Source organism: Xanthomonas sp. Leaf148, from assembly GCF_001423585.1.
GTDB lineage: Bacteria > Pseudomonadota > Gammaproteobacteria > Xanthomonadales > Xanthomonadaceae > Xanthomonas.
In genome coordinates, this window is sequence record NZ_LMOP01000001.1 from 981,310 (window position 1) to 992,582 (window position 11,273).

Consider the following 11,273-nt stretch of genomic DNA (forward strand, 5'->3'; position numbering starts at 1 on the left):
ATTACTCCTCTACGCTGCCGCCGGCAGCTTCGATTGCTGCCTTGGCGCCTGCGGTAGCCGCAACGCCCTTCAGCACGAACTTCTTGCTCAGCTCGCCCTTCAGCACGATCTTCGCCTTCTTGGCGCGGCTCGGGACCAGATTGGCCGCACGCAGCGCTGCAAAGTCGATTTCACCTGCTTCCAGCTTATCCAGCTGGTAGGACAGCACTTCTGCGCTGTCGCGCGCCATCTTGGAGCGGAAACCGATCTTCGGCAGACGACGCTGCATCGGAGTCTGGCCGCCTTCGAAGCCAGCCTTGATCTTGCCGCCGCCCTTACGCGCGAACGAGCCCTTATGGCCACGGCCACAGGTCTTGCCAAGGCCAGAACCGATACCGCGACCGACACGCGTACGCTCGGTACGGGCACCATCGGCGGGCTTGAGGTCATTGAGATGCATAGTCATTGGATTAGTCCTCAACCTTGACGAGGTAGTGAACCGTGTTGATCAGGCCACGCACCTGCGGGCTGTCCTTGAGTTCACGCACATCGTTGATCTTATTCAGGCCCAACGCATGCACCGACAAGCGGTGACGCGACTGGGTACCACGCAGGCCGCGCACCAGGCGCACCTTCACAGTCTTGCCAGTGTCCTTAGCCATGGTTGAGCTCCTCCACCTTCTTGCCGCGCTTGGCCGCAACACGCGTCGGCGACTGCACTTCCGACAGACCCTTCAGAGTTGCACGGACCAGGTTGATCGGATTACGCGAACCAACTGCCTTGGCCAGCACGTTCTTCACGCCAACCGCTTCCAGCACAGCGCGCATGGCGCCACCAGCAATGACGCCAGTACCTTCCGAGGCGGGCTGCATGTAAACACGCGCTGCGCCATGGCCGGACTTGACGGCGTGCCACAAGGTGCCGTTATTCAGATCGACGCTGGCCAGGTTCTTGCGCGCCTGCTCCATCGACTTCTGGATGGCGACCGGCACTTCGCGCGCCTTGCCATAACCGAAACCAACCTTGCCCAGGCCATCGCCGACCACGGTCAGCGCGGTAAAGGTGAACTGACGACCGCCCTTGACCGTCTTGCTGACGCGGTTAACCGCGACCAGCTTTTCGATCATGCCATCGTCGACTTTCTCTTCGCGGTTACGGTCGCGATCACGACCCCGCGGTGCACGTTCTTCTGCCATCTTGATTCCTTGATTGATTGAGTATGTACGGCTCTAGGCCGCTTATGGTTGTGGAATGAAGCGGTGTTCCCGTAGCCGCTACAAAAGAACGGGACGGTCCGGCATCTCCCTGCCGGCGGAAACGCGGATGCAGCCGATGGCCACATCCGCAGCAGTGCTTAGAACTGCAGGCCGCCTTCGCGAGCTGCATCGGCCAGCGCCTTGATGCGGCCGTGGTAGCGGTAGCCCGAGCGATCGAATGCGACCTTCTCGATACCGGCAGCCTTGGCGCGCTCGGCGATCAACCTGCCAACCTTGACGGCTGCATCGCTGTTCTTGCCGTTCTTCAGACCATCCTTGACGTCGGCCTGCAGGGTATTCGCCGCAGCGATCACCTTGGAACCATCGGCAGTGAAGACCTGGGCATACAGGTGCTGACCGGTGCGCAGCACCGACAGACGGGCGACACCCAGTTCGCGGATATGCGAGCGGGTGGATTTGGCGCGACGCAGACGGGCGATGTTCTTGTTGATGCTCATAATATTTATCCTACGGAAGCTGAAGGGAAAGCGCGTTCCTGTTAAAAGTCCGCACATGGATGTGCGGGCTCTTGCGAGGGACTCGCCATTAAGCCTTCTTGGCTTCCTTGCGAATGATGACTTCACCGGCGTACTTCACACCCTTGCCCTTGTAGGGCTCCGGCGGACGGAAACCGCGAATCTTGGCGGCGACTTCGCCGACGCGCTGCTTGTCGGCGCCCTGGACCAGAATTTCGGTCTGGGTCGGGGTCGACAACGTGATGCCTTCCGGCGCCACGAACACCAACGGGTGCGAGAAACCGAGCGCCAGGCTCAGATCCTTGCCCTGCATGGCAGCACGGTAACCGACGCCGACCAGCTCGAGCTTGCGCTCGAAACCTTCGGACACACCCTTGACCATATTGGCAAGGATGGCGCGCACGGTGCCGGTGATGGCGAGCTGCGACGGATCGTTGGCCGACAGCGTTGCAACATCGCCGTCGATGGCGATTTCCACGCCCACCGGCTTCGGCAGGGTCAACGTGCCCTTCGGGCCCTTGACGCTAACCAGCTCAGGCTGGACGTTGAGCTCAACACCCTTCGGAAGGGACACAGGCTTCTTGGCTACACGGGACATGTTCGATTCCTTCCCTTAGGCCACGAAGCACAGGACTTCACCACCAACGCCGGCTTCGCGAGCCTGCGCATCGGTCATGATGCCCTTCGACGTGGAGATGATGGCGATACCCAGGCCACCGAGGACCTTGGGCAGCTCGGTCTTGCCGCGGTACTGACGCAGACCCGAGCGCGAGAAACGCTTCAGGGACTCGATGACCGGACGGCCTTCGAAATACTTCAGCACGATTTCCAGCTCCGATTTATTGTTCTCGGTGGCCGTTACGCGCAGGTCGGTGATGTAACCCTCGTCCTTCAGGACTTGGGCGATCGCAACCTTGATCTTGGATGACGGCAATTTCACCGTCTGCTTACCAACCGCGGCCGCATTCTTGATGCGAACCAGCAGGTCGGCGATGGGATCAGTCATGCTCATATGAGTACCTTTGAGTGCACCGATATCCGCTTTCGCGAAAATCTTGTGTTTTCCTGGGGATGGGCCAGGACCCTTGACGCTACGCCGAGCCCGTACGGGCAAGACAGAAGCGGAAGTATACGACAAAAGAGCCCGACTTGCGTCGGACTCCCTTGTTGAACAGAACAATCCTGCTCAAACCGGCCGCGAACGGCCGGAATGCTGTTACCAGCTTGCCTTACGCAGACCCGGAACGTCGCCGTTCATCGTGGCCTTGCGGAGCATGTTGCGACCCAGACCGAACTTGCGGTAGACACCGCGCGGACGACCGGACAGCTCGCAACGGTTGCGGTGGCGGCTCGGCGACGAATCGCGCGGCAGCTTCTGCAACTTGGTCGAAGCATCGATCTTCTCTTCGTAGGACGCATCCTGACTGGAGAGGATCTTCTTCAGCGCATCACGCTTGCCGGCGAATTTCTTCGCCAACTTTGCACGCTTGATGTCGCGGTGGATCATGGAGGTCTTTGCCATTTCGGATGTCCTCGACGGTCAGTTACGGAACGGGAACTTGAACGCTGCCAGCAGCGCCTTCGCTTCCGCATCCGTCTTGGCGGTGGTGGTGATGGCGATATCCATACCGCGAATCGCGTCGACGGCGTCGAAGTCGATTTCCGGGAAGATGATCTGTTCCTTCACACCCATGTTGAAGTTGCCACGACCGTCGAAGGAACGACCGGACACACCACGGAAGTCGCGCACGCGCGGCAACGAGATGTTGATCAGGCGATCCAGGAACTCGTACATCTTGGCGCGACGCAAGGTGGTCTTGCAGCCGATCGGCCAACCGTCACGAATCTTGAACGATGCGACCGAAACGCGCGACTTGGTGACCACCGGCTTCTGACCGGAGATCTTGGACATGTCGGCGACCGCATTTTCAAGAATCTTCTTGTTGGTAGCCGCCTCACCCACGCCCATGTTGAGCGTGACCTTGACCAGCTTCGGCACTTCCATCGGATTGGAGTAGCCGAATTCCTTCATCAGGGCCGGCACCACGTTTTCCTTGTAAAACTTTTCGAGACGAGTGTTCATGATCTCATTCCTCAGGCGTCGAGCGCCTCACCGCTGGAGCGGAACACACGCAATTTGCGTCCATCCTCCAGCACCTTGAAGCCAACGCGCTCGCCCTTGCCCGTTGCCGGGTTGACGATATTGACGTTGGAGATATGGATCGACGCTTCACGCTCGACCACGCCGCCGGCGACACCCGCCTGCGGGTTCGGCTTGGTGTGGCGCTTGATGATGTTGGCATTGGAGACGATCACGCGATCGCCGTCCACACGCACAACTTCACCCTGCTTACCCTTGTCCTTGCCGGTGTTGATGACGACCTGGTCGCCCTTCTTGATACGGTTAGCCATGTGTATGTCCTCCGCTCACAGCACTTCGGGAGCGAGCGAGACGATCTTCATGAACTTCTCGGAACGCAGCTCGCGCGTCACCGGCCCGAAGATGCGGGTCCCGATCGGCTCCTGCTTATTGTTCAACAGCACAGCGGCATTGCCATCGAAGCGGATCAGCGAACCGTCGGGACGGCGCACACCCTTGCGGGTACGCACCACGACGGCGTCGTAGACTTCGCCTTTCTTGACCTTGCCACGCGGAATGGCGTCCTTGACGGTCACCTTGATGATGTCGCCAATGTGTGCGTAGCGGCGCTTCGAGCCGCCCAGCACCTTGATGCACATCACTTCCTTGGCACCCGAATTGTCGGCCACATCGAGGTAGCTCTGCATCTGGATCATGATTCAGATCTCCCTTAGCCGGCCGAACGGGTGACGATTTCGACCACCCGCCAGTTCTTGGTCTTGGACATTGGAGCAATCTCGGTCACACGCACGACGTCGCCTTCATTACAGGCATTGTCGGCATCGTGTGCGTGCAGCTTGGTCGAGCGCTTGATGTACTTACCGTACAGAGCATGCTTGACTTGGCGCTCCACCAACACGGTGACCGTCTTGTCCATCTTGTTGCTGACGACACGGCCTTCGACCGTGCGCAGCGCTTGCTTTTCGTTGTTGTCGCTCATCGCGGCCGTCCTTACTTGGTGCTGCCGAGCAGGTGCTTGACGCGAGCAATCTCGCGGCGCACCCGGCGGGTATCGTGGGTCTTCGGCAGCTGGCCGGTGACCTGCTGCATGCGGAGCGAGAACTGCTCCTTACGCAGATCGGTCAGGTGGGCCTTCAGTTCGTCAGCCGACTTCTCGCGGAGTTGTTTGATATCCATCAGCGCACCGTCCGGGTCACGAAAGTGGTCGTCACCGAGAGCTTGGCAGCGGCAAGGCGGAACGCCTCACGTGCAGTCTCTTCGGGAATACCCTCGATTTCATAGATCATGCGGCCCGGCTGAATCTGCGCGACCCAGTACTCCACGTTGCCCTTACCGGAGCCCATGCGGACTTCGATCGGCTTCTTGGTGATCGGCTTGTCGGGGAACACACGGATCCACATCTTGCCGCCCTTCTTGACGTGGCGACTGATCGTGCGGCGTGCTGCTTCAATCTGGCGTGCGGTCAGCTGACCGTGCGCCGTGGCCTTGAGACCGTATTCGCCGAAGCTGACGGCGTTTCCGCTCCATGCCAGGCCGTCATTGCGGCCCTTGTGCATCTTGCGATATTTGGTTCGCTTGGGTTGCAACATTGCCGTTACCTCGCTTCACGAGCCGGGCGCGACGGGCGGTCACCACGGTCGCCGCGATCGTTACGATCGTTGCGCGGGCTGTCGTCCTGCTTTTCCTGGCCAACCTGAGAGAAGTCGAAGACTTCGCCCTTATAGATCCAGACCTTGATGCCGATGATGCCGTACGTCGTGGACGCCTCGGCAAAACCGTAATCAATGTCGGCACGTAGCGTGTGCAGCGGCACGCGGCCTTCGCGGTACCACTCCGAACGGGCGATTTCTGCACCGTTGAGGCGGCCAGCCACGTTGACCTTGATGCCCAGGGCACCCAAGCGCATCGCGTTACCGACCGAGCGCTTCATTGCGCGGCGGAACATGATGCGACGCTCAAGCTGCTGCGCGATCGATTCAGCGACCAGCTGCGCATCCAGCTCCGGCTTGCGCACTTCGGTGACGTTGATGTGCGCCGGAACGCCCATCAGCTCGCTCACTTCCTTACGCAGCTTTTCGATGTCCTCGCCACGCTTGCCGATCACCACGCCCGGACGGGCAGTGTGAATCGTCACGCGGGCGGTTTTGGCAGGGCGCTCGATCAAGATCTTGCTGACACCTGCCTGCGCGAGCTTCTTGCGCAGCATTTCACGCACTTTCAGGTCGGCTGCCAAATAGGCAGCGAAATCGCCCTTGTTTGCGTACCACTTGGAATTCCAGTCTTTGGAGATACCAAGACGGATTCCAGTCGGATGAACTTTATGACCCATGGTCTTTTCCTTTCCGCTTACTTGGCGGCGCCAACAATCACAGTGATGTGACTGGTGCGCTTGAGGATGCGGGTACCGCGGCCTTTAGCCCGCGCCATGAAACGCTTCAGGGACGGACCTTCATCAACCATGATGGTCTTGACCTTCAGCTCGTCGACATCCGCGCCCTGATTGTTCTCTGCATTGGCAATAGCCGACTCCACAACCTTTTTGATCAGGTGTGCAGCCTTTTTGTCCGAGAACTTCAGCAGATTGACCGCACGCTCGGCGGACAAACCACGCACCTGGTCAGCGACCAGGCGGGCCTTCTGCGGGGAGATGCGCGCGGTGCGCAGGATTGCTTTCGCTTCCATCGTCATCTCTCCTTACCTGCTCGACTTCTTGTCGCCACCGTGACCCTTGAAGGTCCGGGTGACGGCAAATTCGCCGAGCTTGTGGCCGACCATATTCTCGTTGACGAGCACCGGAATGTGGTTCTTACCGTTATGCACGGCGATGGTGATGCCTACCATTTCCGGCAGGATCATCGAACGGCGCGACCAGGTCTTGATCGGCTTCTTGCTACCCGCAGCGGACTCCACCTTCTTTGCGAGGTGGTGATCGACGAACGGGCCCTTCTTAAGTGAACGTGCCATGGTCGATTAGCCCCTACGATCGCGGACGATGAATTGCTGGGTGCGCTTGTTCTTGCGCGTCTTGTAACCCTTGGTCGGAACACCCCACGGGGTGACCGGATGCGGATTACCCTGACCAGCCTTCGCTTCACCACCACCGTGCGGGTGATCGACCGGGTTCATGGCCGCACCGCGAACGGTCGGGCGAACACCGCGCCAACGCTTGGCGCCGGCCTTGCCCAACTTCTCGAGGTTGTGCTCGTCGTTGCCGACTTCACCGATGGTGGCACGGCATTCGACAGGCACCTTGCGCATTTCGCCCGAGCGCAGACGCAGCGTGGCATAGATGCCTTCGCGAGCGACCAACTGGACGGCTGCACCGGCAGCACGTGCGATCTGAGCGCCCTTACCCGGCTTCAGCTCGATACCGTGCACCGTCGTACCGACCGGGATGTTACGCAGCGGAAGCGTGTTACCGGTCTTGATCGGTGCATTAGCACCGGCAATAACCTGGTCGCCAGCCTTCAGGCCCTTGGGGGCGATGATGTAGCGACGCTCGCCGTCGACGTAGCACAGCAGGGCGATATGAGCGGTACGGTTCGGATCGTATTCGATCCGCTCCACACGCGCCGGAATACCTTCCTTGTTGCGCTTGAAGTCGATGATGCGGTAGTGCTGCTTGTGGCCACCACCGACGTGACGCACGGTGATGCGGCCATGGTGGTTACGACCACCGGACTTGCTCTGCGAATCGAGCAGCGCCGCGTGCGGTGCGCCCTTGTGCAGATCGGGAGTAACCACGCGCACGGCGGAACGACGGCCGGGAGAGGTGGGTTTGAACTTCATCAATGGCATGGGATGGACCTCAGGCCTTGGCCGTTACGTCGATGGACTGACCATCAACCAGGCGGACGTACGCCTTGCGCCAATTGCCACGGCTGCCAGCACGGTTACGGAAGGACTTGCTCTTGCCCTTGACGTTGACCACGTTGACTGCCTTGACCTTGACGTCGAACAGCTGCTCAACCGCGGCCTTTACATCGGCCTTGGTGGCTTCGTTCGAAACTTCGAAGACATACTGGTTGGAGATTTCCTGCAGGCGCGCGGTCTTTTCAGAGACTCGCGGAGCACGCAGCACGCTGAAGATTTTTTCGTTGCTGCTCATGCCAGCCACTCCTCGATCTTCTTGACCGCATCGGCGGTGATCACGACCGTATCGGCCCCGACCAAAGCGACCGGATCCAGACCCTGCACATCACGCACCTGCACATACGGCAGATTGCGAGCAGACAGATACAGGTGCTCGGAAGCTTCTTCGGTGACGATCAGCGGGCGCTTGCCCACATCCAGTCCCTTCAACTTCTCGATCAGACCCTGGGTCTTGGTGGTTTCGACGTCGAACGCATCGACGATCATCAGGCGACCCTGGCGATTAAGCTCAGAGAAGATCGCGCAGATGGCCGCACGGTACATCTTGCGGTTGACTTTCTGCTCGAAGCTGCGCGGCTTGGCCGCGAAGGTCACGCCGCCGCCGACGAAGATCGGAGCCGTCAACGCGCCGTGACGCGCGCCGCCGCCCTTCTGCTTCTTCGACTTCTTGGTCGTGCCCGCAACTTCCGAACGCGTCTTCTGTGCCTTGGTACCAGCGCGACCGGCATTGCGATAAGCGACGACGACCTGGTGAACCAGATCTTCGCTGAATTCGCGACCGAACACGGCATCGGAGACCGAGACCTTGTTATTGCTACCCGTGATAACGAGTTCCATCGTCATCTCTCCTTATGCCTTGCTCGCCGGACGGACGATCACGTCGCCACCAGCTGCGCCAGGCACGGCGCCGCGGATAGCAATCAGACCACGCTCGACGTCGACCTTGACCACTTCCAGGTTCAGCGTGCTTTGCTGCACGGCGCCCATGTGGCCCGACATCTTCTTACCCGGGAAAACGCGACCCGGGGTCTGGCGCTGACCCAACGAACCCGGCGCGCGATGCGACAGCGAGTTACCGTGAGTTGCATCGCCCATACGGAAGTTGTAGCGCTTGATGGTGCCCTGGAAACCCTTACCCTTGGTGACGCCCTGGACGTCGACCTTTTGGCCGACCTCGAAGATGTCCGCCTTGATTTCGCCGCCGACGGCGAAATCGCCGAGCTGCGCATCTTCAACGCGGAATTCCCACAAGCCGCGACCCGCTTCGACCTTCGCCTTGGCGAAGTGACCGGAGGCCGGCTTGTTGACCAGTGCGGCGCGACGCGCGCCAACGGTAATCTGCACTGCGCTGTAGCCGTCGGTTTCAACGGTCTTGATCTGCGCGATGCGGTTCGGAGTTGCTTCGATCAGCGTAACCGGCACGGAGCGGCCATCTTCAGTGAAGACGCGGCTCATGCCAGCCTTGCGGCCTACGAAGCCCAACGAATATTTCTTCGTCATGGTCGTAGTCCTCAGGTCAACTTGATCTGTACGTCGACGCCAGCCGCGAGTTCGAGCTTCATCAGCGCGTCCACGGTCTTGTCGTTCGGGTCGACGATATCGAGCACACGCTTGTGCGTGCGGGTTTCGTATTGGTCACGCGCATCCTTGTCGGCATGCGGGGATACGAGGATGGTGTAACGTTCGATCTTGGTCGGCAACGGGATCGGGCCACGCACTTGCGCGCCGGTCCGCTTAGCCGTTTCGACGATCTCGCTGGCCGAACGGTCGATCAAACGATGATCGAACGCCTTCAACCGAATCCGGATCTTTTGTTCCGACATGACGGAAGCTTCCTTCGTTAAAAGAGCGACGGGCAAGGCCTCTGGGATACCTGCCCCGGTATTCCTGCATTGGTGAAATCGCCAGACATCCTGCCGACGAGGGCTTTCCTCCGCCCAAAAACTGAGGCAGCCCGGTAAACCGGCCTGCCCAGACGGAAAAGTATAATGCGCAGCTAGAGCACGGTCAACAACGACTGAGTTGTTGAGTGCTCCATGCAACGCGACCTTCCCGGTCTGGCGAACACGAGCGGCTTCCTGCCGTTCTTTTCGCTGTGAACTCAGCGCCCTACCCAGGGACACCGAGCCGCGCATTATAGCGAGCGATGTTTAACTGCGCAAGCGTCCATTCAATTAATCCTGCTTCTCGCCCACCTCGCCCACCTCGCCCACCTGCAGCCAAAAAAAAGGGCCGGCTTACGCCGACCCTTTTTGATTGCGCCGGCGACCAGAGTCGCCGAACTGCAGGCATTGCTTACTTGACGATCTTGGCAACCACACCAGCGCCGACGGTCCGGCCGCCTTCGCGAATTGCGAAGCGCAGACCTTCATCCATCGCGACCGGGTTGATCAGCGTCACGACCATCTTCACGTTGTCGCCNAGCGCCGACGGTCCGGCCGCCTTCGCGAATTGCGAAGCGCAGACCTTCATCCATCGCGACCGGGTTGATCAGCGTCACGACCATCTTCACGTTGTCGCCCGGCATCACCATYTCCACGCCTTCCGGCAGCTGGCASGCGCCAGTGATGTCGGTGGTACGGAAGTAGAACTGCGGACGGTAGCCCTTGAAGAACGGGGTATGACGACCACCCTCATCCTTGGACAGCACGTAAACTTCGGCTTCAAACTCGGTATGCGGCTTGATCGAACCCGGCTTGCACAGCACCTGRCCGCGCTCGACGTCGTCACGCTTGGTGCCGCGCAGCAGCAGACCGGCGTTGTCGCCTGCCTGACCCTGRTCCAGCAGCTTGCGGAACATTTCCACGCCGGTGACGGTGGTCTTCTGCGTATCGCGGATACCGACGATTTCGATTTCGTCGCCAACCTTGATGATGCCGCGCTCGATACGACCGGTCACCACGGTGCCGCGGCCGGAGATCGAGAACACGTCTTCGACCGGCATCAGGAACGGGCGGTCCACGTCGCGGGTCGGATCCGGAATGAAGCTRTCCAGTGCATCGACCAGCTTCAGGATCGCCGGCACGCCGATTTCGCTCTGATCACCGTCCAGCGCAAGACGCGCCGARCCATGAATGATCGGGGTGTCGTCGCCCGGGAAGTCGTACTTGCTCAGCAGCTCGCGCACTTCCATTTCGACCAGCTCGAGCAGCTCGGCGTCGTCGACCATGTCAGCCTTGTTCAGGAACACCACGATGTGCGGCACGCCRACCTGACGCGASAGCAGGATGTGCTCACGGGTCTGCGGCATCGGGCCGTCAGCGGCCGAACACACCAGAATCGCGCCGTCCATCTGCGCAGCACCGGTGATCATGTTCTTGACGTAGTCGGCGTGGCCGGGGCAGTCAACGTGTGCGTAGTGACGGTTCGGGGATTCGTATTCGACGTGGGCGGTCGAGATCGTGATACCACGCGCCTTCTCTTCCGGCGCTGCGTCGATCGCGTCGTACGCCTTGAACTCACCACCGAAACGCTCAGCACCGATCTTGGTCAGCGCAGCGGTCAACGTGGTCTTGCCATGGTCAACGTGACCAATGGTGCCGACATTGACGTGCAGCTTGTTGCGCTCGAATTTAGCTTTTGCCATG

General features: G+C 60.1%; 22 protein-coding genes and 1 pseudogene. All 23 read right to left on the reverse strand.

Annotation, left to right across the window (positions count from 1 at the left end):
* Window position 1: 1 nt before the first annotated feature.
* Window positions 2-445, reverse strand: coding sequence for a 50S ribosomal protein L15 (rplO, locus tag ASF90_RS04060; RefSeq protein WP_012439114.1), 444 nt, complete (start codon window positions 443-445; stop codon window positions 2-4).
* Window positions 446-449: 4 nt separating this feature from the next.
* On the reverse strand, window positions 450-641 hold the full coding sequence (gene rpmD / locus ASF90_RS04065) for a 50S ribosomal protein L30 (RefSeq protein ID WP_006450646.1): 192 nt from the start codon (window positions 639-641) through the stop codon (window positions 450-452).
* On the reverse strand, window positions 634-1,176 hold the full coding sequence (rpsE, locus tag ASF90_RS04070; RefSeq protein WP_055846109.1) for a 30S ribosomal protein S5: 543 nt from the start codon (window positions 1,174-1,176) through the stop codon (window positions 634-636). The genes rpmD and rpsE overlap by 8 nt, the downstream gene beginning before the upstream one ends.
* Before the next feature lie 158 nt (window positions 1,177-1,334).
* Window positions 1,335-1,694, reverse strand: a complete 360-nt coding sequence (rplR, locus tag ASF90_RS04075; RefSeq protein ID WP_082473395.1) for a 50S ribosomal protein L18 — start codon at window positions 1,692-1,694, stop codon at window positions 1,335-1,337.
* An 88-nt stretch (window positions 1,695-1,782) separates the two neighbouring features.
* Complete coding sequence (gene rplF, locus ASF90_RS04080) at window positions 1,783-2,310, reverse strand: 50S ribosomal protein L6 (protein WP_055846112.1); 528 nt, start codon at window positions 2,308-2,310, stop codon at window positions 1,783-1,785.
* Between the two features lie 15 nt (window positions 2,311-2,325).
* Window positions 2,326-2,724 (reverse strand): 30S ribosomal protein S8, encoded by a 399-nt coding sequence (gene rpsH, locus ASF90_RS04085; RefSeq protein ID WP_055846115.1) that lies wholly within the window; start codon window positions 2,722-2,724, stop codon window positions 2,326-2,328.
* Between the two features lie 204 nt (window positions 2,725-2,928).
* A complete protein-coding gene (rpsN, locus tag ASF90_RS04090) occupies window positions 2,929-3,234 on the reverse strand; it encodes a 30S ribosomal protein S14 (protein WP_005917137.1) in 306 nt (101 codons plus the stop codon).
* An 18-nt stretch (window positions 3,235-3,252) separates the two neighbouring features.
* Window positions 3,253-3,795 (reverse strand): 50S ribosomal protein L5, encoded by a 543-nt coding sequence (gene rplE / locus ASF90_RS04095; RefSeq protein ID WP_055846118.1) that lies wholly within the window; start codon window positions 3,793-3,795, stop codon window positions 3,253-3,255.
* An 11-nt stretch (window positions 3,796-3,806) separates the two neighbouring features.
* Window positions 3,807-4,124 (reverse strand): 50S ribosomal protein L24, encoded by a 318-nt coding sequence (rplX, locus tag ASF90_RS04100; protein WP_006450639.1) that lies wholly within the window; start codon window positions 4,122-4,124, stop codon window positions 3,807-3,809.
* A 15-nt stretch (window positions 4,125-4,139) separates the two neighbouring features.
* Complete coding sequence (gene rplN / locus ASF90_RS04105) at window positions 4,140-4,508, reverse strand: 50S ribosomal protein L14 (RefSeq protein WP_003486699.1); 369 nt, start codon at window positions 4,506-4,508, stop codon at window positions 4,140-4,142.
* A gap of 14 nt (window positions 4,509-4,522) precedes the next feature.
* On the reverse strand, window positions 4,523-4,792 hold the full coding sequence (gene rpsQ, locus ASF90_RS04110; protein WP_005993374.1) for a 30S ribosomal protein S17: 270 nt from the start codon (window positions 4,790-4,792) through the stop codon (window positions 4,523-4,525).
* A gap of 11 nt (window positions 4,793-4,803) precedes the next feature.
* On the reverse strand, window positions 4,804-4,989 hold the full coding sequence (gene rpmC, locus ASF90_RS04115) for a 50S ribosomal protein L29 (protein ID WP_055846121.1): 186 nt from the start codon (window positions 4,987-4,989) through the stop codon (window positions 4,804-4,806).
* Window positions 4,989-5,402, reverse strand: coding sequence for a 50S ribosomal protein L16 (gene rplP / locus ASF90_RS04120; RefSeq protein WP_003486706.1), 414 nt, complete (start codon window positions 5,400-5,402; stop codon window positions 4,989-4,991). The genes rpmC and rplP overlap by 1 nt, the downstream gene beginning before the upstream one ends.
* A gap of 5 nt (window positions 5,403-5,407) precedes the next feature.
* Window positions 5,408-6,142 (reverse strand): 30S ribosomal protein S3, encoded by a 735-nt coding sequence (gene rpsC / locus ASF90_RS04125; protein WP_005993372.1) that lies wholly within the window; start codon window positions 6,140-6,142, stop codon window positions 5,408-5,410.
* A gap of 17 nt (window positions 6,143-6,159) precedes the next feature.
* Entirely contained in the window at window positions 6,160-6,495 is a 336-nt protein-coding gene (gene rplV / locus ASF90_RS04130; RefSeq protein WP_002811686.1) for a 50S ribosomal protein L22, read from the reverse strand.
* 12 nt (window positions 6,496-6,507) lie between these two features.
* Window positions 6,508-6,777 (reverse strand): 30S ribosomal protein S19, encoded by a 270-nt coding sequence (gene rpsS, locus ASF90_RS04135; protein WP_005993369.1) that lies wholly within the window; start codon window positions 6,775-6,777, stop codon window positions 6,508-6,510.
* Between the two features lie 6 nt (window positions 6,778-6,783).
* The gene (gene rplB / locus ASF90_RS04140) at window positions 6,784-7,611 is read right to left on the reverse strand and encodes a 50S ribosomal protein L2 (RefSeq protein ID WP_003486715.1); all 828 of its coding nucleotides are present in this window, start codon (window positions 7,609-7,611) and stop codon (window positions 6,784-6,786) included.
* Window positions 7,612-7,621: 10 nt separating this feature from the next.
* A complete protein-coding gene (gene rplW / locus ASF90_RS04145; RefSeq protein WP_002811694.1) occupies window positions 7,622-7,921 on the reverse strand; it encodes a 50S ribosomal protein L23 in 300 nt (99 codons plus the stop codon).
* The gene (gene rplD / locus ASF90_RS04150; protein ID WP_055846344.1) at window positions 7,918-8,523 is read right to left on the reverse strand and encodes a 50S ribosomal protein L4; all 606 of its coding nucleotides are present in this window, start codon (window positions 8,521-8,523) and stop codon (window positions 7,918-7,920) included. The genes rplW and rplD overlap by 4 nt, the downstream gene beginning before the upstream one ends.
* Before the next feature lie 12 nt (window positions 8,524-8,535).
* Entirely contained in the window at window positions 8,536-9,186 is a 651-nt protein-coding gene (rplC, locus tag ASF90_RS04155) for a 50S ribosomal protein L3 (RefSeq protein ID WP_055846123.1), read from the reverse strand.
* Window positions 9,187-9,197: 11 nt separating this feature from the next.
* On the reverse strand, window positions 9,198-9,509 hold the full coding sequence (rpsJ, locus tag ASF90_RS04160) for a 30S ribosomal protein S10 (protein WP_003486723.1): 312 nt from the start codon (window positions 9,507-9,509) through the stop codon (window positions 9,198-9,200).
* A gap of 472 nt (window positions 9,510-9,981) precedes the next feature.
* Window positions 9,982-10,098: a hypothetical protein gene (locus ASF90_RS24425; RefSeq protein ID WP_269079383.1), complete on the reverse strand. Its 117-nt coding sequence runs from the start codon at window positions 10,096-10,098 to the stop codon at window positions 9,982-9,984.
* A gap of 10 nt (window positions 10,099-10,108) precedes the next feature.
* Window positions 10,109-11,272 (reverse strand): annotated as a pseudogene (gene tuf, locus ASF90_RS04165) (elongation factor Tu); the annotation flags it as partial.
* Window position 11,273: the final 1 nt, after the last annotated feature.